The organism is Pseudoxanthomonas spadix BD-a59 (assembly GCF_000233915.3).
Taxonomy (GTDB): domain Bacteria; phylum Pseudomonadota; class Gammaproteobacteria; order Xanthomonadales; family Xanthomonadaceae; genus Pseudoxanthomonas_A; species Pseudoxanthomonas_A spadix.
Genome location: NC_016147.2, coordinates 1,165,761 through 1,188,394 on the forward strand (window position 1 = coordinate 1,165,761; position 22,634 = coordinate 1,188,394).

Genomic DNA, 22,634 nt, shown 5'->3' on the forward strand with positions numbered 1-22,634 from the left:
CGGTACATCCCTCAATGAGCGTTTCGCCCATCCGGACCGCGGTCTATCCGGGCACCTTCGACCCGATCACCAACGGCCACATCGACCTGATCGACCGTGCCGCGCCGCTGTTCGAGCGCATCGTGATCGGGGTGGCCGCCAGTCAGAAGAAGGGCCCGGCGCTGGGGCTTGAAAAACGCGTGGCCCTGGCCCGCGAGGCAGTGGCCCATCACCGGCACGTGGAAGTCACCGGGTTTGACAGTCTGCTGGCCGATTTCGTGCACAAGGTCGGCGGCGGGGTGCTGCTGCGCGGACTGCGCGCGGTGTCCGATTTCGAATACGAATTCCAGATGGCCAGCATGAACCGGCACCTGATTCCCGACGTGGAAACGCTGTTCATGACCCCGGCCGAGCAGTTCGGCTTCATCTCCTCGACCCTGGTGCGCGAGGTCGCGCGCCTGGGCGGCGATGTGTCCAGCTTCGTGCCGGCCTCGGTGGCCCGGGCGCTGTCCGAGGCGCGCGAAAACGCCGACTGAGCGACCCGCGTTTCCTGCCAGAACATCCCTGAAAGATCCCAACCGGAGGCTGTACCCATGAAGTCCACCAACCGCCTGATGCTGGCCGCCTGCCTGGGCATGTCGGTCGTGTCCCTGGCCGCGTGCAAAAAGGAAGAGGCGCCCGCGCAGCAGGCCGAAGCCGCGCCGATGACCGCCCCGACCGGCACCGAAGACGCGGCCTGGAAGCCTTACCTGCAGGACGTGGTCGGCCGCAACATGGGCACCATCAGCAACTCGCCGATCATGTACTACCTGCCGGCCGAGACCGACAGTGATTTCCAGGGCAAGTACGACCGCCTGGCCGAGCAGGTCGGCAATGCCGTCCAGCGCGGGGTGACCGCCGGCAACATGGTGGCCTTTGGCTCGCCGGCCAGCGCCAAAATGGCTGATCTGATCGTGGCCTCCTTCGCCAAGGCCGAACCCGGCTCGTTCAACGGCGCACGCGTATTGTTCGTTGGCGCCGCGGTCGACAACGACCGGGTCAAGGCCGCCGTGGCCCCAAGCGGCGCCGAATACGTCTTCATCGAAGCCAAGTGACGAAGTGGCGCGTGGCCGCACCGCGGCCACGCCTTTGCCACTTCGTCACCCCCGCGCAGGCGGGGGTCCAGCGGTTGCCAGTAGCGTGGCCGCACCGCGGCCACGCCTTTGCCACTTCGTCATCCCCGCGCAGGCGGGGGTCCAGCGGTTGCCAGTAGCGTGGCCGCACCGCGGCCACGCCTTTGCCACTCCCGGAGGAGGCATGCCTCCTCCGCCCCCGCGAAAGCGGGGGTCCAGCGCTTTTGCCTTCCCGCAGCAGGCAGCCTGCTCCGCTCCCGGCGGAAGGGGGTCCAGTGGGAGCCGCCATGGCGGCGATCAGCCGTTCCCGGCCATCCATCGCCGCCATGGCCACTGCTGCGGCCAAGGGCTTGGGCCTTGCCCCCATCACCCCCACCAAGACGGTAGCCCCGGCGCAACGAGTGCCCGCATGTCCCTCAAGATCAATTCCCTGTGCGTGAACTGCGACGTGTGCGAACCGGCCTGTCCCAACCAGGCCATTTCGATGGGCCAGGACATCTATGTCATCGATCCGGCGCGTTGCACCGAATGCGTCGGCCACCATGACGAACCACAATGCGTGGTGGTCTGCCCGGTCGAGTGCATCGACCCGGACCCGGCGTATCCTGAGACCTGGGAGGACCTGCTGGCCAAATTCCAGCGCCTGCGGGACGGTTGACGCCGTCCGGCCCTTATCTTGGAGCGTGCGTGAAACTTTCGAGACTGATTGCCGTCGCCCTGACGGTTTTGCTTGCGGTCGCTGCCAGTGCGCAGCAGGCCTCCACCGCGGCCCCGGCCGCGCATCCGCCTGGCACGGCCATCGCCTCCGGGCACAGGCTGGCCACCGAGGCCGGCCTGGAGATCATCGCCCAGGGCGGCAACGCCTTCGATGCGGCGGTGGCGGTGTCTTCCACCCTGGGCGTGGTCGAGCCGATCAGTTCGGGCCTGGGCGGCGGCGGGTTCTTTTTGTTGCACCAGGCCAGCACCGGCAGGGACGTGATGATCGATGCGCGCGAAACCGCGCCCGAGTCGGCCTCGCCGGACAAGTTCCTGGACAAGGCCGGCAAGCTGGACCCGTCCAGGTCGATCAACGGCCCGTGGTCGGCCGGGATTCCCGGCCTGCCGGCGGCACTGGTGGAATTGGCGGGCAAGTACGGCAGGCTGCCGCTCAAGCAGTCGCTGGCCCCGGCCATCCGCATCGCCAGCGAGGGCTTCCCGGTCTACGAGCGCATGGCCAAGGGCTATGCCCTGCGCCGCGAGGAGATGGAGAAGTATCCCGGTACGCGTGAGGTCTACCTGCGCAACGGCAGGCCGATCCAGACCGGGGATATCTTCAGGCAGCCCGAGCTGGCGCACACCCTGACCCTGCTGGCCGAACACGGCCGCGACGGCTTCTACAAGGGCGAAACCGCCCGGAAGCTGCTGGCCGGCGTCAAGCAGTCCGGCGGCAAGTGGACCGCCGCCGAGCTGGCCAGCTACCAGGTCAAGGAACGTGCGCCGATCCAGTTCGACTACAAGGGCTGGAAGATCACCACCGCGCCGCCGCCGTCCTCCGGTGGCATTGCACTGGCCGAGATGCTGCAGATCCTGGAAGGCTACGACCTGAAGGGCATGGACCCGGTGCAGCGCACGCACCTGACGGTCGAAGCCATGCGCCGCGCCTATCGCGACCGTACCTTTTTCCTGGGCGATCCGGACTTCACCACCATTCCGCAGAAGGTGCTGGTGAGCAAGGATTACGCGCTGGGCCTGCGTTCGACCATCAATCCTGAAAAGGCCACGCCCAGCGACCTGCTCTCGGGCAATCCGACGCCGCTGGAAGACGAGGAGACCACGCATTTTTCGATCATCGACGCCGAGGGCAACCGCGTGGGCGCCACCCAGACGGTCAACCTGCTGTATGGCTCGGGGCTGATCCCCAAGGGCACCGGGGTCCTGCTCAACGACGAGATGGACGACTTCGCCCTGAAACCTGGCACGCCCAATGCCTTTGGGGTGATGGGCTACGAGGCCAATGCGCCCAAGCCCGGCAAGCGCCCGCTGAGCTCGATGACCCCGACCTTCATGGAAAATGCCGACAAGTCCGCGGTGCTCGGCACGCCCGGTGGCAGCCGCATCATCACCATGGTCCTGCTGGGCATCCTGGGCTATGACGACGGCCTGACCGCGCAGCAGGTGGCCGCGCTGCCGCGCTACCACCACCAATGGCTGCCGGACCTGATCGAGGCCGAAAGCGGCACCTTCGATCAGGCCACGGTCAGGGGCCTGGAAGCGATGGGGCACAAGCTCAAGCTGCCCGGCGACACTGCCGCCGGCGGGCGCGGTTCCAGCCACGTGTGGGGCAATCTGCAGACCGTGGAGTGGGACAGGAAGACCAACACCCTCAGCGGCGGCAGCGACCCGCGCAACCCGGTCGGCGCGGCCCTGGTGCGGCCGGGCACGCCGTAGGGCGCAGGCGCACGCATCATCCGGGCCAGCGGCGCCTGCGCGCATCGGGCAGGCGCCACATTTTCGGGAGCGATCGCATGAAACTGTGGTCCATCATCGGCAATTCGCAAAAGCTCGACGGCGGGGCGATGTTCGGCAATGCGCCGCGCGCGCTGTGGGCCAGGTGGGCGCCGCCGGACGAGCACAACCGCATCGACCTGGCCTGCCGCGCCCTGCTGGCCACACCGATCAACGGCAAGACGGTACTGTTCGAGACCGGCATCGGCGCGTTCTTCGAACCGAACCTGCGCCAGCGCTACGGCGTGGTCGAACCCGAACACGTGCTGCTGCAGTCGCTGGCGCAAGCCGGCTTCTCGCACCAGGACATCGAGGTGGTGGTGCTGAGCCACCTGCACTTCGACCATGCCGGCGGGCTGCTGGCGCCGTGGGCGCAGGGCCAGGGGCCGCGGCTGCTGTTTCCCAATGCGACCTTCCTGGTCGGTGCGCGACATTGGCAGCGGGCCAGGGCGCCACACCCGCGCGACCGGGCCAGCTTCATCCCCGAACTGCCCGGTCTGCTGGAAGCCAGCGGCCGGCTGGAGCTGGTCGAGGGCGCCCATGCCCGGGCGCTGGGCCAGGCGGTGCGGTTTTCCTACAGCGATGGCCACACCCCGGGCCTGATGCTGGCCGAGATCGTCGGTGCCGACACCGACAACGATGGGATGGCGCACGGCGGGGTGGCGTTCTGCGCCGACCTGATTCCGGGGCGCTTCTGGGTGCACGTGCCGATCACGATGGGCTACGACCGCAACCCCGAACTGCTGATCGATGAGAAGCGCGCGTTCCTGGAGGATGCGCTGGCACGCGATGTGCGGCTGTTCTTCACCCACGACACCGACTGCGCCCTGGCCCAGGTCACGCGCGATGAAAAGGGGCGCTTCGGCACCGCGCAGGAAGTGGCCGAGCTGCGCGCGCAGCCGCTGGCGCAGTAACAAGCCCGTGGGAGCCGCTACAGCGGCGATGGGGTTTCACTGCGAAGTTCCATCGCCGCTGTAGCGGCTCCCACGCGGCCTTCAGCCCAGCCGCGTGCCGAAGATCCGATCGCCGGCATCGCCCAGTCCGGGCAGGATGTAGCCCTTCTCGTTGAGGCGCTCGTCGATGGCCGCGGTGTAGACCACCACGTCCGGGTGCGCTGCTTCCAGTGCCTTCAGGCCCTCCGGCGCTGCGACCAGAAAGATGCCCTTGATCCGCCGCGCGCCGGCCCGCTTGAGCATGTCGATGGTGGCGATCAGGGTGCCGCCGGTGGCCAGCATCGGGTCCAGGATCAGTGCATCGCGCTCCTCCAGGCGGCCGGTCAGGCGTTCGAAGTAGGGCACCGGCTGCAGGGTTTGCTCGTCGCGCTGCAGGCCGACCACGCTGACCCGCGCGGCCGGGATCAGCGCCAGCACGCCGGGCAGCATGCCCAAGCCCGCGCGCAGGATCGGCACCAGGGTGATCTTGGCGCCGGCGATCTTCTGGACCTGCACATCGCCGGCCCAGCCCTGCACGATCCCGGCCTCGGTGTGCAGGTCGGCGGTGGCCTCGTAGGCCAGCAGCGTGCCCAGCTCGGTGACCAGTTCGCGGAAGCCCTTGGTGCTCAGGCTCGCATCGCGCAGCAGGCCGAGCTTGTGGCGGACCAGGGGGTGGCGGACTTGGACGTGCTTCATGCAGGGTTACCAGGGCTCGACCCGGCAAGTCTGCACCAAAGTCCCGTGCCTTGCTAAGGCTGGCCCCGCGCCGCCGCGCCGTTGCGTGCCATGCGGCCACCCGTGCATGTCCGCCTGCACGGCAGCGCGGCCCGGCTTGCGAAAACGCCGACGCTCGGTCGGCCTCTTCGTGCCGCAGGCAGGACGCGATCAGAACGCCCAGCGCATGACCACCTGGTACCGTGGCCCGGCCTCTTCGGTTTCCAGTTCGTATTCGTCGTAATCGCGCTCTTGCTGGTCGGCCTGGTTGTCGAACTTGTGGATGAACTCGTCCTTCGAGGCATCCAGCAGGTTGGCGGCGCTCAAGCGGATCGAGAAGCTGTCGCCGAAACGTTTTTCGGCGAACAGTTCCAGGTCTTCGCCGTAGCTGGTGGTCACTTCCTCGGCCAGGATGCGGCTGTAGGCGTCGCCCTGCTTGCGGTAGGTCACGCCGAAGCTGGCGGCCAGATCCGGCAGGTCATGGATGAAGCCGATGTTGTAGACCGACTTGGCCTGGTTGTTGAAGCGGCGCTCGCCCAGGAAGTCGTCGACCTTGCTGTCCAGGTACGAGTAATTCAGGAACACGCCGGTGTTCGGCAGACCCAACGCGGTCAGCGGGGTGGAAAGGTCGAATTCGACGCCATAGACCTTGCCGTCGCCGACGTTGGCCGAGGTGAACACCCAGCTTTCCGGGTCGAATGGATTGGCAGCGATGGCGTCTTCCTCGCTGACCCCGTTTTCCTCCACGTAGTCCTCGATGTCATCGGCGTAGCCGTCCAGCGCGTCCTCGCTCGGCTCGCCGGTGTTGACCAGTTCGATCAGATCCTTCACATCGCGGTAGAAGAAGTTGATGCCGATGACACCGTGCTTGCCGAGGCGATGCTCGAAGCCCAGATCGATGCCGACGGCGGTCTCTGGCTCGAGCAGCGGATTGCCGAGGTAGTCGTTGTCGCCGTACTCGCCGTCCAGCAGGGCCGGAATCAGCTCGTTGAAGTTCGGGCGCTTGACGCTCCTGGCCAGGGACAGGCTGACCCGGTCGGTGTCGGTCAGATCCCACTTCAGGTGCAGCGACGGCAGCAGTTCGTTGTAGTCCTTGCTGGCAGCGCCTTGCGCTTCGCCGTCCTCGCTGTAGGTGATGTCCGACTGGGTGGTTTCATAGCGCAGGCCCGCTTCCCACGAGAAGCGCTGGCCCCTGCCCGAGAACATGATGTACGGGTCCAGGCGATCTTCCTCGATCACGCTGGCGAGGCGGCCATCCAGTTCGTAGACCACCGAGTCGCCTTCCTCCTCGGCTTCCCACGCATAGTTGGTGTAGGCGATGTCGCGCTCCTTGGTGCGGTAGTCCACGCCCAATTCCAGTTCGGTGGCGGCGCCGATCGCGCGCCTGTGCGCAACCTTGAGGCTGGTTTCGGTATCCCTGGCATCGACCGACTGGGCCTCGGCTTCGGAGGCGTCCCATTGGCCATTGACGTATTCGTGCTTTTCCTCGATCACCGAGCTGTCGTCTTCGAAGCGGGCATGGTCGAGGTCAAATTCGGTCGTGCCGCCGGCCATGTCGAACTTGTAACCGGCGCCGATGCCCCAGTTTTTCTGGTTGATGGGATTCAGGCCAGGCACGTCGGATTCGATCACGTCTTGGTCGTCGTATTCCACCTCGTGCGAAACCTCGGTCACGTCGCGATCGGTCTTGACGTAGAAGCCGTTGATGTTGACGCGTCCGGTTTGCCCGACATCGGCGGTATAGGAAATGTTGCCCGAGTAGTCGCGGCCATCCTTGACTTCGGTCTGGTCTTCCCAGCTGACCCGCTCTTCCATCGACGGGTCGTTGAAACGGTCGGAACGCTTGATCTTGGCGTTGTAGCGGTCCTGCACATTGACGCCGGCAAGGATGCGCCCACCCAGGGCCTGGCCGCTGGTCACGGCGCCGAAGGTGGGGTTGATTTCGTCGTCGTAGTAGCGGTTCGCGCCCAGGCGGACGTAGCTGCCTTCGAACAGGTAGGCATCGCGCAGGACGATGTTGATCGCGCCGGCGACGGCGTCGCCGCTGCGGTTGGCGCTGTTGCTGCGCAGGATTTCGATGTGGTCGACCATTTCTGCCGGGATGCGGTCTACCCAGAACGAGCGGTCGTCGCCGGCGCCCGGTACTTTCTTGCCGTTGATCAGGACCTGGGTGTAGCCCGGATCCAGGCCGCGCATCCGCACCCCGTCGTATTCCATGATGTCCGAAATGAACACCGCGCTGGGCAGGCGCTTGACCATGTCGCCGACGGTGTTCGGTTCGAAACGCTGGAAGTATTCCAGGTCGTAGCTCAGCACCGGTTCGATGTCATCGGTGCGGTTGCGGTAGGCGATTTCGCCCTGCACGACGAGCGTGTCGAGCTGTTTCGCCTGGGCCTGGGTCGATCCGTCCGGCATGGTGGTCTGCGACCAGGCGGCGCTGGCGGGAAACAGTGCGGCGCAAGCGAGCGCACGCCTGAGGCCGATGGCCAGTGCGTGATGTTTCATGTGTGAGCCCCGTCGAAAAAAAGTTAAGCGGGCTTTTTTCTACGTGGGGGACATGGCGGAAACATGACGATGTCGGCAGCAATGGCGAGCCCGGCAATGGCAACCAAACCGTCATGCGTCGTGCATAGATTGGCCGGTTTCACTCAGGCAGGACGGGAATGCTCCACGTGACCAACCGCAGGGTTCCTTTTGCCGCACTGCTGCTGCTCGCAGCCTGTTCGACCACGGCGCCCTCGGCGGCGCCCGTCATGCAGGCCGGGCACGGCAAGGAAGGCGACGAGCAGGGCAAGGCGGCCCTGCTTTTCAGCCAGCACCGGGCCGACATTCCGCACGTGGTGGTGAAGGAAGCCTGGGTCAGCGTGGCGGCGCCCGAAGACAACGTCGATTCGCCGGCCAGCTGGCTGCAGGATGGCAGGCTGATGGTCGCGGCCACGGCCAAGTCCACCGACCAGCTGATCATCTACGATGGCGATACCGGCCAGCGCCTGCGCACCGTCGGCAGTTCCGGCACGCGACCGGGGCAGCTGAACCGTCCCAACGGCATCGCCACGGTGGACGACCAATATGTCTTCGTGGTCGAACGCGATAACCATCGCGTGCAGATGCTCGCCTTGCCGGACTTCAAGCCACTGCTGGCCTTTGGCGACGCCGAACTCCTTCAGCCCTATGGGCTGTGGGTACGCAGGCATGGCCAAGGCTACCAGGTGATCGTCAGCGACAACTACACCCTGGGCGAAAACGCCAACGGTGAGGAGATCATTCCGCCGCTGGCCGAGCTGGACCGGCGCTTGCATCGCTACCAGGTACGCCGGGAGGGCGGCCGGTGGACGGCCGGCGCGGACGGCCACTTCGGCGATACCAGCGAAGCCGGCGCGATCCGGGTGGCCGAATCGGTGTTTGGCGACGCGGCCAACAACCGCCTCCTGATCGCCGAGGAGCACATCCCGACAGGCACTCGCCTGCGCGAATACACGCTGGACGGCAGGTACGCAGGCCGCGATGTCGGTGCGGCCAACTACAAGGCCCAGGCCGAGGGCATCGCGCTGATGCGTTGCCGGGACGGCAGCGGCTGGTGGCTGGCCAGCGATCAGTTCGACGACCGCACGGTGTTCCACCTGTTCGACCGAAGGACCCTGGAACACGCCGGCTCCTTCGTCGGCAACGTCACCGGCCTGACCGACGGCGTCTGGCTGGACGAGCGCGGCGATGCACGTTTTCCGCAGGGCGTGTTCTACGCCTCGCACCTGGACGTGGCCGTGTCCGCGTTTGACTGGCGCGACATTGCGGCCGCGCTGAAACTGCCGGCATGCGAGCGCTGAACATGAAAGCCCTGGCGATGAACAAGTCGCCTGCCGTTTTCGCCATTGCACTGGTCACCGCTGGCAACATGCTTGGTAGAGTTGCCCCGAAGGGAGAAGGTGCAGAGATCACGCCGCCTGCGCCTCCTGCTTACGCGGGCCCTCGCGCAGGGCCCGGCCGACCAGGTCGATCATCAGGTCCAGCTCGGCCTGGTCCAGGTTGAAGTGCGGGGTGAAGCGCAGCGAGTTGGCGCCGCCGTGGATCACGTTGAGCCCGTGCTGGCGCAGCCATTGCTCGGTCGAACCTGCGCCATAGCACTTGAACTGCGGTGCCAGTTCGCATGAAAACAACAGGCCGGTGCCCTGTACGTTGGTGATCAGTCCGCCCAGTTCGGCCTTGAGCTGTTCCAGCCTGGCCACCGCCTGCGCGCCGCGGCTGCGGATGTTGGCACGCACCTGCGGGGTCAGCATGGCCAGGCTTGCGCAGGCCACCTCCAGCGCCCGCGGGTTGCTGGTCATGGTGTTGCCGTAGAGGCCCTTGCGGTACAGCCCGGCGGCGTGTTCGGTCAGGGCCAGCACCGACAGCGGGTACTGGGCGGCGTTGAGTGCCTTGGAGTAGGTCTCCATGTCCGGCGCGTCCAGGTCTTCGAAACCCGGGTAGTCCACCACCGAGAGCACCCCGTGGGCACGCAGGCCGGCCTGGATGGAATCGACCAGCAGCAGGCTGCCGTGCTCGCCGGTCAGTTCGCGCGCGAGCGCATAGAAGGCGGCGGGCAGGGCCCGGCCCGGGTCGCCTTCGCCCATCACCGGCTCCAGCAACACCGCCTCGATGAACCAGCCGTGGGCTTGCGCATCGGCAAACACCTTGCGCAGCGCGGCCTGGTCGTACGGGGCCACCGCGATGACCGAGGTCTCGTTGCGATAGCTGGCCAGGTGCTGCTGGTAGGCCTTGCGCGAGGAATCCGAATACAGCCCCGGCCGGTCGGTGCGGCCGTGGAAACTGCCCTTGACCACCACGCGCTTGATCGTGCGGCCGGCATGGCGCGCGCCGGGGTCGGTCATCAGCTTGCTGTTGACATCGGCGATGCGCGTGGCCAGGCCGACCGCCTCCGAGCCCGAATTCAGGCACATGAACTTGGCGAACGGGCAGCCGCCACGGGTATGCCCGATCTCGGCGCGCAGGGCGCGTTCCAGGCGCAGCTGCGACAGGCTGGGGGTCATGATGTTGGCCATCGCCTGCGGCCGCGCCATCGCCTCCAGCACCGGCTGCGGGGTGTGGCCGAAACCGATCATCCCGTAACCGCCGGCATCGAACAGCACCGCGCCCTTGAGGCTGACCACCCACGGACCGCACGCGGCCAGGGCCACATACGGGTTGACTGCATCGTCGGGGTAGAAATTGACATAGCCGGCCTGCACCGCGGCCACCTGGTCGGCTTCGTCCAGGTCCAGGAGTTCGTCAAACTCATCTTCCAGCGCGGCAAATTGCGCGGCGGCCGCGTCGATGGCCCGGCCCAGGTCCGGATGGCCGGCGGCCAGTCGCTCCAGGGTCGCCTGGTCCAGGCCGGGGGTCTGGACGGCGCCGGCACGGCTGCGCAGCGGGGCGAGCGGGGCGGTCACGGACATGGTGGTCTCCTCAGGAAACGGCAGGCAGGGCGGGCGGCTGCGACGACCGCCGCGGACGGGGCAGTCGCAGCGGCGCCAGGCTCGCCCCCATTATCGGGAAAGCAGCTCGTCGTTCGGCAGGGCCGATCCGCGCAAATGGGTGGTAGATTTCGGCGCAATGACGAGCGGATTGGTGGAAATGAAGGTTTCGGCGGCCGACCAGTTGTTGCTCTGCGTGCTGCGCGAGAACGCACGCGCCTCGGTGGCCGAGATCGCCCGGCGCCTGGCCCTGTCGCGCACCACGGTGCAGAGCCGGATCGAACGCCTGGAGCGCCAGGGCGTGATCAGCGGCTACACCGTGCGCCTGGCCGACGAGGTCGAGCACGGCCACATCCGTGCCCACATCATGATCACCGTGCGCCCCAAGCAGATGCCGGCGGTGACCCGGGCCCTGCGCGCCATGCCGCAGGTGCGGGTGCTGCATTCGGTCAGCGGCCCCTACGACCTGATCGCCCTGGGGACCACGCCGACCGTGGGCGAAATGGACGTGCTGACCGACCAGATCGGCCAGATCGAAGGGGTGGAGCGGACCACTTCCTCGATCGTGCTGTCGACCAAGTTCGAGCGCTGAGGATTTGGACCGCCATCTTGTCCTCGTCCGCAAGCGCCATGGGCGAGGCGGCGATGGTGGGCGCGCTCAGGAAGGGAGCTGCTCGCGCAACTGGTCGAGCAGGCGCCGGCGATCGGGAATACCGGGAGCGCGTTGAACCAATCCGCAGAGCGCCAGCACGTCCTGGCGCCGGCCGAGGTGGTCGCTGCGCCGGCGCAGCGAGCGCAGGTCCTTGCCGGTGATGGCCGGGTCCTTGGCCAGGTTGGGGGCCAGCGAGCGGAGGGCTTCCTGCTGCATGCGCAGCCGACGCAGGCGGCGGCGGAACCGGTGCAGGTTCTCGGCCGAAGGTTCCTTGCGTGCGCGCCGTTCGGCACGGGCCAGGCGTGCCAGGCTCCGCTCCAGGCCAGCACGCAGATCCTTGTTGCGCAGCCGGCGCCATTCCACAGCGTCCAGCGCTGCCATCTGGCGGCTGACGATGGCGCGGCGACGACCGAATCCCGGGTCGCGTGCCAGCAGTCGGGCGGCCAGCCGGTCCCGCCTTTGCACCAGGTAGGAGATCATCGGTTGCCATCGGTCGGTGTTGTCCCCTGCGGCGAAGGCATGGGCGAGTTCGACTGCAACGTGGGCATCGCGCAATGCGGACAGGCCATCGCCGAGTTTGCGCAGGGCGCGATCAATGGCCACCACTTGCTCGAACCGGCCATCCACCAGCGCCAGCAGTGCCCGCAGCCGACGGATGGCCTTGCGTGCCAGGTGGACGCCGCGGTGCAGATCCGGTTGTCCGGACAAGCCGCGTTGAATGGCGCGGCCCTGGCGTTGTGCCAGCGCACGCGCCTTGGCGCCCACCTTCGGGGTATCGCGAGAATCCATGGGTGCCGTTCCTGTCCTGTTTTTCGCCAACAGAATTGATCAATAACAACAAAACTTGGGCTCGTCGGCGAAATCCGTGGTGATCTTCAGTGGATTGTCGGGGGTTGTGTGGTGAAGAAGGCACGGAGCTTTCGGCAAGTGGCGTCGACGCTGCGCTGGTCTTGCCCCGGTGGCTGGCCGATGGAGCAGGGGGGCGCGTCTTCGTCGTCGCTCTCATCGAGCGAAGGGAGCGAGGACGCACCGACCAGCGCCTCGGGATCGACGTGCGACGCACCGCCGATCGCGCCCCGGATACCCGGGCTGCGGCTGGCGCTGGCGTGGCGACGATCAGCTGCCGGTGCGCCTACAATACCCGGCTCGCTTTCACGCCCCGCTGCCTTGAAAAAATCCGATTTCCGCTACGACCTGCCGCCCGAGCTGATTGCCCAGGCGCCCTTGCCCGAGCGTTCGGCCAGCCGCCTGCTGGTGGTGCCGCCGGGCCAGGCGGCGTTGCTCGACCTGTACATGCGCGAGCTGCCCAGCCAGCTGCGCGCCGGCGACCTGCTGGTGTTCAACGATACCCGGGTGATCCCGGCGCGGCTGTTCGGCCAGAAGGACACCGGCGGGCGGGTCGAGATCCTGATCGAGCGGCTGCTGCCGGACAACCGGGCACAGGCGCAGATCGGCGCCAGCAAGTCGCCCAAACCCGGCGGCCACATCGCCCTGGATGCCGGCGGCAGCTGCGAGGTGCTCAGCCGCGAAGGCGAGTTCTACCAGCTGCGCTTCGATGTGGAAGATGCGCTGGACAGCTGGCTGCTCAAGGCTGGGCGCATGCCGCTGCCGCCGTACATCACCCGTGAGCCTGGCCAGGACGACGACGAGCGCTACCAGACCGTGTTCGCGCGCGAGCCCGGGGCGGTGGCTGCGCCGACTGCCGGGCTGCACTTCGACCAGCCGCTGCTGGACACGCTGAAGGCGCAGGGCGTGCAGTTTGGCCACGTGACCCTGCACGTGGGCGCCGGCACCTTCCAGGCGATGCGCGTGGAGGACGTGCGCGAACACCGAATGCACAGCGAGTGGCTCAACGTCGGGGCGAAACTGGTGCAGCAGATCCGCCGCATCCGCGCCGCCGGCGGCCGAGTGATCGCGGTGGGCACCACGGTCGTGCGTGCGCTCGAAAGCGCGATGCGCGATGGTGAGCTGCAGCCTTTCGCCGGCGAGACCTGCATCTTCATTTTCCCTGGCTACCGCATCGCCAGCGTCGATGCGCTGATCACCAATTTCCACCTGCCTGAAAGCACGCTGCTGATGCTGGTGTCGGCCTTTGCCGGCAGGCAGCGCATCCTGGAGGCCTACGCGCATGCGGTGGCGCAGCGCTACCGGTTCTTTTCCTATGGCGATGCGATGCTGCTGTTCCCGCAGGCCGATCCCCGGCGCTGCGCATGAGCCGCATGACCTTTGCCCTGGCCCGGGCCGATGGCCGCGCCCGCCGCGGCCAGTTGCACTTTCCGCGCGGCACGATCCAGACCCCGGCGTTCATGCCGGTGGGCACCTATGGATCGGTCAAGGGGATCCTGCCCGAACACATCGCCGAACTCGGCGCCGAGATCATCCTGGGTAACACCTTTCATCTGTATTTGCGCCCGGGCCTGGAGGTGATCCGGGCGCACGGCGGCCTGCATGGCTTCGCCCGCTGGAACAAGCCGATCCTGACCGATTCGGGGGGTTTCCAGGTGTTCTCGCTGGCCCATCGCCGCAAGATCACCGAGGCCGGGGTGACCTTTGCCTCGCCCACCGATGGTGCCAGGGTGTTCCTGGGGCCGGAGGAAAGCATGCAGATCCAGAAGACCCTGGATTCGGACATCGTGATGATCTTCGACGAGTGCCCGCCGGTGAACGTCGATGGCCAGCCGGTGGACAAGGACGTGGTGCACAAATCCATGGCGCTGTCGCTGCGCTGGGCGCAGCGCTCGCGCGATGCGCACGACGGCCTGGGCAACGACGCGGCGCTGTTCGGCATCGTCCAGGGCGGCGTGCATCCGGACCTGCGCACGCAGTCGTCCGACGGCCTGCAGGCGATCGGCTTCGACGGCTACGCCATCGGCGGGCTGGCGGTGGGCGAGACCGAGGCCCAGCGCAACGCGATGCTCGAACACCTGGATCCGCAGCTGCCGGCCGACCGGCCGCGCTACCTGATGGGCGTGGGCCGCCCGGAGGACCTGGTCGAAGGCGTGGCCCGCGGGGTGGACATGTTCGACTGCGTCATGCCCACCCGCAACGCGCGCAATGGCCACTTCTTCACCTCCACCGGCACCGTGCGCATCCGCAACGCCAGATACGAAAAGGACCTGGACCCGATCGAGCCGGGCTGCGGCTGCCATGCCTGCCGCAACGGCTTCACCCGCAGCTATCTGCGTCACCTGGATCGCTGCAACGAGATGCTGGCGCCGATGTTGGGCACCCTGCACAACCTCTGGTACTACCAGCAGCTGATGGCCGGCATGCGCGCGGCGATCGAGCAGGGCAGGTTCCAGGCCTTCCGAGCCGAGTTCTACGAGGCCCGCGGGATGCCCGTCCCGGCGTGACTGGATTGTCATCGGGGACGTGGGCGTGGCGCCGACGGCGCAACGTTCGGCCCCCTCTCACCCGCTTGCAGGGGAGAGGGCCGGGGTGAGGAGGAAGGCCGCAGGAAACATGCTGACGATGCCTATCGACGTTCCGGGGCCGGCGACGGTGCGTTGGGCCGCGAACGAAAACACCCCCTCATCTGCCCTGCGGGCATCTTCTCCCCGAACGCGGGGAGAAGGGGCAATACTGCATCCACATCGGCACATGGGCTGCAGGCCTGCTCGAAAGACACGACAAAGAGACAGCGCTTGCGAAGAGGAGCAAAGCCGACATGGCCATGGGACATACAAGCGTCCCCGGCGCTGCCTGCGGAACCTTTGCCGCCGGCCGGGGTCGCAAGGTGACGCAGGATCCGGAGAGACGCGCGTTTTACCTGCGGCGCGACCCCGGACCACGCCCGTGCGAGCGCGTGGCATAATCCCCGGCTGCTTTCGGCCCACCAATGGACCCACGATAGATGAACGTGCTCGATTTGCTGATTCCCGCCGCCCAGGCCCAGGCTGCCGGCGCCGCACCCGCCCAGGGTGGCGGGTTGTCCATGCTGATCTTCCCGGTCGTGTTGATCGCGGTGATGTACTTCGTGATGATCCGCCCGCAGATGAAGCGCCAGAAGGAGCACAAGTCGCTCCTGGACAAGCTTTCCCGCGGCGACGAGATCATCACCTCCGGCGGCATCGCCGGCACCGTGGCCGAGATCGGCGACAACTTCGTCACCGTCGAGATCGCCGACGGGGTCAAGGTTCGCGTGCAGAAGGCCGCCGTGGGCAACGTGCTGCCCAAGGGCACGCTGAAGTCCGCGGTCTAAGCGTTTGGCTGTATCCGACGGACCGCCTGCCGCGGTCCGTCTGCGTTTCATGCCGTGCCACATGGCCATCGGGCCAGGCGGCGTTTTCGGTTTCATCACGTAGAGCGCGCCTGGGGATGCAGGTGCGCGGGTGCTGAGCAATGCTTGAGTTTCCCCGCTGGAAGTATGTCCTGATCGTGCTGGTGCTGGTGTTCAGCACGGTCTACGCGCTGCCCAACATCTATCCGCAGGATCCTTCGGTCCAGATCACCGCCAGCCGCGGCGCGGCCATCGATGAGGCGCTGCGGCAGAAGGTCGCCGCGGCGCTGGCGACCGTGCAGATCACGCCCAAGCAGCTGGAGACCCGCGACGGCGACCTGCTGGTGCGCCTGGCGTCGCCCGAGGCGCAGGCCAAGGCCAACGACGTGCTGCGCCAGTCGCTGGGCGATGACTACACCGTGGCGCTGAACCTGGCGCCCACCGTGCCGCGCTGGCTCTCCAGCCTGGGCGCCAAGCCCATGGTGCGTGGCCTGGACCTGCAGGGCGGCGTGCACTTCACCTTGCAGGTGGACCAGAAGGCGGCGCTGGACAAGCGCGTGGAGGCCTATGTCGAGGACGCCCGGGTGACACTGCGTGACGCCAGGATCCGCGTCGATTCGGTCACCCGCGGCCCTGACAACACCATCGTGGTCAACGTGGCCCAGGGCCAGGACGTGGCTGCGGCGCGCAAGGCGCTGGCCACCACGCTCAGCGCCAGCAGCAGTGCCAGCGGGGCGCTGGTGGGTGCCTCGCCACTGAGCTACCAGGTGCAGGGCAACCGCATCACCATCGGTCTGCCGGAAAGCGAGCTGGCCCGCATCTCCGGCGACGCCATCGCCCAGAACATCGCCACCCTGCGCAACCGGGTCAACGCGCTGGGCGTGGCCGAACCGGTGATCCAGCAACAGGGCAGCGACCGGATCGTGGTCGAACTGCCCGGCGTGCAGGACACCGCGGCGGCCAAGCGCCTGATCGGCGCCACCGCCACGATCGAGTTCCGCGCGGTGGTCGATGGTGATGCGCTCGAGGCCCAGCGCACCGGCAACATTCCGCCGGAAGCCAAGCTCTACCCGTTGCGCGATGCGCCCGGTGTCCCGGTGCTGCTGAACAAGCGCGTGCTGGCCTCGGGCGAGCAGATGGTCAATGCCGTGGCCACGGTGGACCAGAACGGCCAGCCCGCGGTGGACATCACCCTGAACAACGTGGCCGGCCAGCGCATGTTCGATTTCACCAGCGCCAATGTCGGCAAGAAGATGGCGGTGGTCTACATCGAGCGCATTCCGGAAGTGAAGGTGGTTGACGGCAAGGAAGTGCGCAGCGTGCGGGTGAGCGAGCAGGCGCTGGCGCCGTCCACCATCCAGGGCGTCTTCAGCAAGAACTTCCAGACCACCGGCCTGAGCAAGGACGAAGCCGACAACCTGGCCAAGCTGCTGCGCGCCGGTTCGCTGGCCGCGCCCATGAGCTTTGTCGAGGAGTACGTGATCGGCCCCAGCCTGGGCGCGGAGAACGTCGAGCGCGGCATCAAGGCGGTGGTGTATTCGTTCCTGTTCACCCTGGTGTTCTTCACCATCTACTACCGCGTGTTCGGCGCGATCACCTCGCTGGCGCTGCTGTTCAACCTGCTGATCGTGGTGGCGGTGATGTCGCTGTTCGGCGCGACCATGACCCTGCCCGGTTTCGCCGGCCTGGCGCTGTCGGTGGGCCTGTCGGTGGATGCCAACGTGCTGATCAACGAGCGCATCCGCGAGGAACTGCGCAACGGCATGCCGCCCAAGTCAGCGATCAACGCCGGCTACGACAAGGCCGGCGGCACGATCCTGGACGCCAACCTCACTGGCCTGATCGTGGGCATCGCGCTGTTCGCCTTCGGCACCGGACCGCTGCGCGGCTTCGCCCTGACCATGATCATCGGCATCTTCGCCTCGATGTTCACCGCGATCACCGTTTCGCGTGCGCTGGCGGTGCTGATCTACGGCCGCCGCAAGAAGCTCACTTCCGTTGCCATTTGATGCCAGGCCCTCGCAAGAGCCCGCACATTGATGCGAGTCCCTCGCAGAAGCCCGCACATCCATGTGCGGACTTTTAAAAAGGAAGAACATTCCATGAAACTGTTCCCGCTGCATCTCATCCCGAACGACACCAGGATCGACTTCATGCGCCACCGCCGCCCGGTGCTGGCGGTGATGCTGGTGCTGCTGGTGGCCTCGTTGGCGATCATCGGCCTGAAGGGCTTCGACTATGCGCTGGAATTCACCGGCGGCACCGTGGTGCGCGCGCACTTCGAAAAGCCGGTCGACGTGGACCAGCTGCGCACGCGCCTGGACCAGGCCGGCTTTCAGAACGCCCAGGTGCAGAACGTCGGCAGCGCCAACGAGGTGATGGTGCGGCTGCAGCCGCATGGCGAGCACAACAACGACGAGAACGCCGGCCGCACCGTGGCCGAGGCCGTGCGCAAGGTGGTGACCAGCGATGCCAACCCCGCCACCGTGCAGCCGGGCGAATTCGTCGGCCCGCAGGTCGGCAGGGACCTGGCCATGAACGGCGTGTACGCGACGATCTTCATGCTGGTGGGCTTTTTGATCTACATCGCGGTCCGCTTCGAATGGAAGTTCGCGGTGGTGGCCTCGCTGACCGCGTTCTTCGACCTGATCCTCACCGTGGCCTACATGTCGCTGCTGGGCCGCGAGTTCGACCTGACCGTGCTGGCCGGGCTGCTGTCGGTGATGGGCTTTGCGATCAACGACATCATCGTGGTGTTCGACCGGGTGCGCGAGAACTTCCGGTCCCTGCGCGTGGAGCCGCTGGAAGTGCTCAACCGTTCGATCAACCAGACCCTGTCGCGCACCATCATCACCGCGGTGATGTTCTTCCTCTCGGCGCTGGCGCTGTACCTGTTCGGCGGCCGCTCGATGGAAGGCCTGGCCGAGACCCACATGGTCGGTGCAGTGATCGTGGTGGTTTCCTCGGTGATCGTGGCCGTGCCGATGCTGAGCATCGGCCCATTCAAGGTGACCAAGCAGGACCTGTTGCCCAAGGCCAGGGACATCGAGGCGCTGGCGCGTCGTCCCTGAGCCCGCCGAGCCTTTCGTCGGAGCCGCTTCGACGGCGATGGGGCTCTACCAGCAAAATCCCCATCGCCGCTGACGCCTGACCCGTGCCATTTGGTCAGTGCTGGCGCTGGACCGCGTAGCGGGCCAGCCCGCGCAGGGCGGCGATGGCCTCGTTTTCGGGCAATCCTTCCAGCGTGGCTTCGGCGGCACGCGCGTACTCGGCTGCGCGCTGCTGGCTGTAGGCGATGCTGCCGGCGGCATGGATCGCGGCCAGCACCTCCGGCATCGCATCACCATCGCCATCCTGGACGATCTGGCGCAGGCGTGCGGCGGTGGCCGGATCGGAATGGGCGATGGCATGGATCAGCGGCAGGGTCGCCTTGCCCTCGGCCAGGTCGTCGCCCAGGTTCTTGCCCAGCTCGGTCGCGTCGGCGGTGTAGTCCAGCACGTCGTCGGCAATCTGGAAGGCATGACCCAGCTGCAGGCCATAGTCGTACAGGCACTGCCGGGTGGCCGGATCGGCGCCCGAAGCCAGCGCGCCCAGCTCGGTGCCGGCGGCGAACAACACCGCGGTCTTGCGCTCGATCACGCGCAGGTAGGCCGCTTCGTCGGTATCGGGGTTGTGCACGTGCAGCAGCTGCAGGACCTCGCCTTCGGCGATGCGGTTGGTGGTATCGGCCAGGATGCGCATGACCGCCATGCGCTCCAGTTCGACCATCAGCTGGAAGCTGCGCGAATACAGGAAGTCGCCGACCAGCACGCTGGGGGCGTTGCCCCACAGCGCGTTGGCGGTGCTGCGGCCGCGGCGCAGGTCCGACTGGTCCACCACGTCGTCGTGGAGCAGGGTCGAGGTGTGGATGAACTCGATGATCGCCGCCAGCTGGTGGTGTTCGGCCGTCGCATCGACCCCGCAGGCGCGTCCGGCCAGGGCCACCAGCATCGGCCGCAGGCGCTTGCCGCCGGCGGAGATGATGTGGTCGGCGATCTGGTTGATCAGGACCACCTCCGAGGCCAGGCGGCGACGGATCAGGGCATCGATGGCCGCCATGTCCGGGGCGGCCAGGGACTGGATCTGGGCCAGCGCCAGGGCGGGGCGGGGAAGCTGGACGGCGGACATGCGCTCTGGGCTGTTCCAAGGAGAATTGCGATTATAGGTTCAGCCAGCGCCGGGCGTTGGGGAATTCTCCTACCCGTGGGCGGGTCGTTGCCCGATGGCGCGGACCGGGGCGGCTATAATCGAATGTCAATGCCCGCAATCGGCGGGCCAAGCTAGAGCGGATACTCATATGGCACGCGGCATCAACAAGGTCATCCTGGTCGGCAATCTGGGCAATGACCCGGACACCAAGTACACGCAGGGCGGCATGGCCGTGACCCGCATCAGCCTGGCCACCACCAGCGTGCGCAAGGACAAGGAAGGCAACAACCAGGAGCGCACCGAATGGCACCGGGTGGTGTTCTTCGGCAAGCTCGGCGAGATCGCCGGCGAGTACCTGCGCAAGGGCTCGCAGGTCTATGTCGAAGGCGAACTGCGCTACGACAAGTACACCGGCCAGGACGGGGTGGAGAAGTTCAGCACCGACATCGTCGCCAACGAGATGCAGATGCTTGGCGGCCGCGGTGAGGGCGGTGGTGGCATGGGCGGCGGCGAGCGGCCGCAACGTTCGGCTGCGCCGCGCCAGGAATACGGCGGCGCGGGCGGTCAGCGCGGTGGCGCAGACGGCAACTACGGTGGCGGCCAGCAACAGGGCCCGCGCGGCCAGGCCCCGGCCACGCAGCCGGCCCCAAGCGACGACTTCGCCGACGACGACATTCCGTTCTGATCGGACCGGCTGGCGGTTGCACTGACCAGAGCCCCGCACGCGCGGGGCTTTGTTGTTTTCGCAGCGGCAAGGCCCTGCTTGGCGGTGCGGCCGCAGTGCCCGCGCCACTTTGCCGGCCGGGCCAGTTCAGGTAGCGTTGCCGGCTTGCGTCTTTCCCAAGGTCCTTGTCATGCAGCAGCCCGTTGCCCAACCGCGGCAGCTCACTTTTCGCGCGATCGTGCTGGCCGTCTTCCTGGCGGTGGTGCTGGCCGCGGCCAACGCGTACCTGGGGCTGTTTGCCGGGCTGACCATCGCCACCGCGATTCCGGCGGCGGTGGTCTCGATGGGCGTGCTGCGCCTGCTGGGCGGCGGCACGATCCTGGAGAACAACATCGTCCAGACCGGCGCCTCGGCCGGCTCGTCGATCGCCGCCGGGGTGATCTTCACCATCCCGGCGCTGGTGATCATGGGCTACTGGCCGGACTTCAAGTACTGGTGGGTGCTGGGCATCGCCGGCATGGGCGGCCTGCTGGGCGTGCTGTTCTCGGTGCCGCTACGGCGCTCGATGATCGTCGAGGAGCCGCTGCCCTTTCCCGAAGGCAAGGCCGCGGCCGAAGTGCTCAAGGCCGGTGACCGTGCCGGTGAAGGCGCGCCCGGCCCGGGCCTGAGAATCCTGGCCGCCGCCGGCGCGATCGGCGCCCTGGTCAAGCTGGCTGCGGCCAGTGGCCTGCGTGTGATCCCCGACACCTGGACCCAGGCGGCCTATCTGGGCAGTTCCAGGATCACCGCCTTCATCGGCACCAACCTGTCGCCGGCGCTGCTGGGCGTGGGCTACATCGTGGGCCTGAACGTGGGCATCGTGGTGCTGTCCGGCTCGGTCCTGTCCTGGCACATCGCCATCCCGCTGTACCAGGCGTTGTTCATGCACACCGATCCGGCGCTGGCCGCCTCGATTGCCGGTGCGCCCCCGGCCGATGCCGCCTTCGCCATCTGGGGCGCCAAGCTGCGTTACCTGGGCGTGGGCGCGATGCTGATCGGTGGCATCTGGACGCTGTTTTCGCTGCGCAAGTCTTTGCTGGGCGGGATCAAGTCCGGCCTGGCCGCCGCACGCAGGAACACCGCCGGGGTGGCGGTGGCCGAGACCGAGCGCGACCTGCCGATGAAGTGGATGCTGGTGGCGCTGGTGCTGTGCACGCTGCCGTTGCTGGGCCTGTATCAGGCCATCGTCGGCCAGTGGCATGTCTCGATCCCGATGACCATCATCATGATCGTGGCCGGCTTCCTGTTCGTCTCGGTGTCCGGTTATCTGGCCGGGTTGATCGGTTCGTCCAACAACCCGGTGTCGGGCATCACCATCTCCACCATCCTGTTCGCCTCGGTGGTGCTGGTGCTGCTGCTGGGCAAGAGCGGCCTGACCCCGGTCGGCAGTGGCGGGGCGCCGCTGGGCGCGGTGGCGGCGATCATGATCGGCGCGGTGGTGTGCTGCGCAGCGGCGGTGGGCGGGGACAACCTGCAGGACCTCAAGGCCGGTTATCTGGTCGGGGCCACGCCATGGAAGCAGCAGCTGATGCTGGGGATCGGCGCGTTCTCGTGCGCACTGATCATGGCCCCGGTGCTGAACCTGCTGGCCCAGGCCTACGGCATCGGCGCGCCGACGCCCGCGCATCCCCAGTCGCTGGCCGCACCGCAGGCCAACCTGATGGCCTCGGTGGCGCGTGGGTTGTTCGGCGGCCAGCTGCCGTGGAGCTTCATTGCGCTGGGCGCAGTGGTCGGTGCGCTGGTGATCGCCCTGGACCAATGGCTCAAGCGCACTGGCAGGCGCTTTCGCGTCCCGGTGCTGGCCGCGGCCATCGGCATCTATCTGCCACTGGAACTGATGGTGCCGATCTTCCTGGGCGGCCTGCTGGCGCATCTGGTCGAACGCTTCCACAGGATCGGTGCCGATGACGAGGACGGCCGCGACCGCGTGCATCGCCCGGGCGTGCTGTTTGCCGCCGGTCTGATCACCGGCGAGGCGCTGATGGGCATTGCCATCGCCGTGCCGATCGTGGTCTCGGCCCGGGCCGACGTGCTGGCCCTGCCCGAGGCCCTGCAGCTCAACCAGTGGGTCGGCCTGGCGATCCTGGCGCTGGTCGGCTGGCTGCTGTACCGGGTCGGCAGGAAGGCCGAGCAGGTCGCCTGAGCAGCCGCATGCGTGTCAAGGAAAGGCGGCCACTGGCCGCCTTTCTTCTTGCCCGGTGGGA

18 protein-coding genes and 1 pseudogene are annotated in these 22,634 nt (G+C 67.2%); 14 read left to right on the forward strand and 5 right to left on the reverse strand.

Features of this window, described 5'->3' with window-relative positions:
• The first annotated feature begins 14 nt into the window (after nt 1-14).
• From coaD to DSC_RS05270, 5 genes and pseudogenes are all read left to right on the forward strand, one after another.
• Nucleotides 15-515 carry a pantetheine-phosphate adenylyltransferase gene (coaD, locus tag DSC_RS05250; protein WP_014160098.1) on the forward strand — a complete coding sequence of 167 codons (501 nt, stop codon included), beginning with the start codon at nt 15-17 and terminating at the stop codon, nt 513-515.
• Nucleotides 516-572: 57 nt separating this feature from the next.
• Complete coding sequence (locus DSC_RS05255; RefSeq protein ID WP_014160099.1) at nt 573-1,073, forward strand: hypothetical protein; 501 nt, start codon at nt 573-575, stop codon at nt 1,071-1,073.
• A 427-nt stretch (nt 1,074-1,500) separates the two neighbouring features.
• Nucleotides 1,501-1,749, forward strand: a complete 249-nt coding sequence (locus tag DSC_RS05260; RefSeq protein WP_014160100.1) for a YfhL family 4Fe-4S dicluster ferredoxin — start codon at nt 1,501-1,503, stop codon at nt 1,747-1,749.
• 98 nt (nt 1,750-1,847) lie between these two features.
• Nucleotides 1,848-3,518, forward strand: a pseudogene (gene ggt, locus DSC_RS05265) (gamma-glutamyltransferase); the annotation flags it as partial.
• Nucleotides 3,519-3,595: 77 nt separating this feature from the next.
• Entirely contained in the window at nt 3,596-4,489 is an 894-nt protein-coding gene (locus DSC_RS05270) for an MBL fold metallo-hydrolase (protein WP_014160102.1), read from the forward strand.
• 81 nt (nt 4,490-4,570) lie between these two features.
• On the opposite strand, the gene upp is transcribed toward DSC_RS05270, so the two are convergent.
• A complete protein-coding gene (upp, locus tag DSC_RS05275) occupies nt 4,571-5,203 on the reverse strand; it encodes a uracil phosphoribosyltransferase (RefSeq protein ID WP_014160103.1) in 633 nt (210 codons plus the stop codon).
• A 189-nt stretch (nt 5,204-5,392) separates the two neighbouring features.
• Complete coding sequence (locus DSC_RS05280) at nt 5,393-7,726, reverse strand: TonB-dependent receptor plug domain-containing protein (RefSeq protein WP_014160104.1); 2,334 nt, start codon at nt 7,724-7,726, stop codon at nt 5,393-5,395.
• 158 nt (nt 7,727-7,884) lie between these two features.
• Here DSC_RS05280 and DSC_RS05285 point away from each other — a divergent pair, with 158 nt between their 5' ends.
• Nucleotides 7,885-9,045 (forward strand): NHL repeat-containing protein, encoded by a 1,161-nt coding sequence (locus tag DSC_RS05285; protein WP_014160105.1) that lies wholly within the window; start codon nt 7,885-7,887, stop codon nt 9,043-9,045.
• A gap of 108 nt (nt 9,046-9,153) precedes the next feature.
• On the opposite strand, the gene DSC_RS05290 is transcribed toward DSC_RS05285, so the two are convergent.
• A complete protein-coding gene (locus DSC_RS05290; protein WP_014160106.1) occupies nt 9,154-10,650 on the reverse strand; it encodes an aminotransferase class III-fold pyridoxal phosphate-dependent enzyme in 1,497 nt (498 codons plus the stop codon).
• Between the two features lie 178 nt (nt 10,651-10,828).
• Between DSC_RS05290 and DSC_RS05295 the strand changes: the two genes are divergently transcribed.
• Complete coding sequence (locus tag DSC_RS05295; protein ID WP_014160107.1) at nt 10,829-11,260, forward strand: Lrp/AsnC family transcriptional regulator; 432 nt, start codon at nt 10,829-10,831, stop codon at nt 11,258-11,260.
• Nucleotides 11,261-11,326: 66 nt separating this feature from the next.
• Here the strand turns inward: DSC_RS05295 and DSC_RS05300 are convergent, their stop codons facing one another.
• Entirely contained in the window at nt 11,327-12,109 is a 783-nt protein-coding gene (locus DSC_RS05300; RefSeq protein ID WP_014160108.1) for a CHAD domain-containing protein, read from the reverse strand.
• Between the two features lie 378 nt (nt 12,110-12,487).
• Here DSC_RS05300 and queA point away from each other — a divergent pair, with 378 nt between their 5' ends.
• The 5 genes from queA to secF all read left to right on the forward strand — a co-directional run bounded on the left by queA (nt 12,488) and on the right by secF (nt 18,610).
• Complete coding sequence (gene queA, locus DSC_RS05305; RefSeq protein WP_014160109.1) at nt 12,488-13,534, forward strand: tRNA preQ1(34) S-adenosylmethionine ribosyltransferase-isomerase QueA; 1,047 nt, start codon at nt 12,488-12,490, stop codon at nt 13,532-13,534.
• Nucleotides 13,531-14,673: a tRNA guanosine(34) transglycosylase Tgt gene (gene tgt, locus DSC_RS05310; RefSeq protein ID WP_043290425.1), complete on the forward strand. Its 1,143-nt coding sequence runs from the start codon at nt 13,531-13,533 to the stop codon at nt 14,671-14,673. Before queA ends, tgt begins: the two co-directional genes overlap by 4 nt.
• 500 nt (nt 14,674-15,173) lie before the next feature.
• A complete protein-coding gene (gene yajC / locus DSC_RS05315) occupies nt 15,174-15,521 on the forward strand; it encodes a preprotein translocase subunit YajC (RefSeq protein ID WP_014160111.1) in 348 nt (115 codons plus the stop codon).
• A 140-nt stretch (nt 15,522-15,661) separates the two neighbouring features.
• On the forward strand, nt 15,662-17,548 hold the full coding sequence (gene secD / locus DSC_RS05320; RefSeq protein ID WP_014160112.1) for a protein translocase subunit SecD: 1,887 nt from the start codon (nt 15,662-15,664) through the stop codon (nt 17,546-17,548).
• Nucleotides 17,549-17,641: 93 nt separating this feature from the next.
• Nucleotides 17,642-18,610, forward strand: coding sequence for a protein translocase subunit SecF (secF, locus tag DSC_RS05325; RefSeq protein WP_014160113.1), 969 nt, complete (start codon nt 17,642-17,644; stop codon nt 18,608-18,610).
• Between the two features lie 94 nt (nt 18,611-18,704).
• Here the strand turns inward: secF and DSC_RS05330 are convergent, their stop codons facing one another.
• On the reverse strand, nt 18,705-19,706 hold the full coding sequence (locus tag DSC_RS05330) for a polyprenyl synthetase family protein (protein ID WP_014160114.1): 1,002 nt from the start codon (nt 19,704-19,706) through the stop codon (nt 18,705-18,707).
• Between the two features lie 169 nt (nt 19,707-19,875).
• Between DSC_RS05330 and DSC_RS05335 the strand changes: the two genes are divergently transcribed.
• Nucleotides 19,876-20,412, forward strand: a complete 537-nt coding sequence (locus tag DSC_RS05335; protein WP_014160115.1) for a single-stranded DNA-binding protein — start codon at nt 19,876-19,878, stop codon at nt 20,410-20,412.
• 169 nt (nt 20,413-20,581) lie between these two features.
• Nucleotides 20,582-22,573: an OPT family oligopeptide transporter gene (locus DSC_RS05340; protein ID WP_014160116.1), complete on the forward strand. Its 1,992-nt coding sequence runs from the start codon at nt 20,582-20,584 to the stop codon at nt 22,571-22,573.
• Nucleotides 22,574-22,634: the final 61 nt, after the last annotated feature.

Bases quoted from the DNA above. Each gene is read 5' to 3' on its own strand.
- coaD (WP_014160098.1), top strand. From the start codon at position 15: ATGAGCGTTTCGCCCATCCGGACCGCGGTCTATCCGGGCACCTTCGAC.
- DSC_RS05255 (WP_014160099.1), top strand. From the start codon at position 573: ATGAAGTCCACCAACCGCCTGATGCTGGCCGCCTGCCTGGGCATGTCG.
- DSC_RS05260 (WP_014160100.1), top strand. From the start codon at position 1,501: ATGTCCCTCAAGATCAATTCCCTGTGCGTGAACTGCGACGTGTGCGAA.
- DSC_RS05270 (WP_014160102.1), top strand. From the start codon at position 3,596: ATGAAACTGTGGTCCATCATCGGCAATTCGCAAAAGCTCGACGGCGGG.
- upp (WP_014160103.1), bottom strand. From the start codon at position 5,203: ATGAAGCACGTCCAAGTCCGCCACCCCCTGGTCCGCCACAAGCTCGGC.
- DSC_RS05280 (WP_014160104.1), bottom strand. From the start codon at position 7,726: ATGAAACATCACGCACTGGCCATCGGCCTCAGGCGTGCGCTCGCTTGC.
- DSC_RS05285 (WP_014160105.1), top strand. From the start codon at position 7,885: ATGCTCCACGTGACCAACCGCAGGGTTCCTTTTGCCGCACTGCTGCTG.
- DSC_RS05290 (WP_014160106.1), bottom strand. From the start codon at position 10,650: ATGTCCGTGACCGCCCCGCTCGCCCCGCTGCGCAGCCGTGCCGGCGCC.
- DSC_RS05295 (WP_014160107.1), top strand. From the start codon at position 10,829: ATGAAGGTTTCGGCGGCCGACCAGTTGTTGCTCTGCGTGCTGCGCGAG.
- DSC_RS05300 (WP_014160108.1), bottom strand. From the start codon at position 12,109: ATGGATTCTCGCGATACCCCGAAGGTGGGCGCCAAGGCGCGTGCGCTG.
- tgt (WP_043290425.1), top strand. From the start codon at position 13,531: ATGAGCCGCATGACCTTTGCCCTGGCCCGGGCCGATGGCCGCGCCCGC.
- yajC (WP_014160111.1), top strand. From the start codon at position 15,174: ATGAACGTGCTCGATTTGCTGATTCCCGCCGCCCAGGCCCAGGCTGCC.
- secD (WP_014160112.1), top strand. From the start codon at position 15,662: ATGCTTGAGTTTCCCCGCTGGAAGTATGTCCTGATCGTGCTGGTGCTG.
- secF (WP_014160113.1), top strand. From the start codon at position 17,642: ATGAAACTGTTCCCGCTGCATCTCATCCCGAACGACACCAGGATCGAC.
- DSC_RS05330 (WP_014160114.1), bottom strand. From the start codon at position 19,706: ATGTCCGCCGTCCAGCTTCCCCGCCCCGCCCTGGCGCTGGCCCAGATC.
- DSC_RS05335 (WP_014160115.1), top strand. From the start codon at position 19,876: ATGGCACGCGGCATCAACAAGGTCATCCTGGTCGGCAATCTGGGCAAT.
- DSC_RS05340 (WP_014160116.1), top strand. From the start codon at position 20,582: ATGCAGCAGCCCGTTGCCCAACCGCGGCAGCTCACTTTTCGCGCGATC.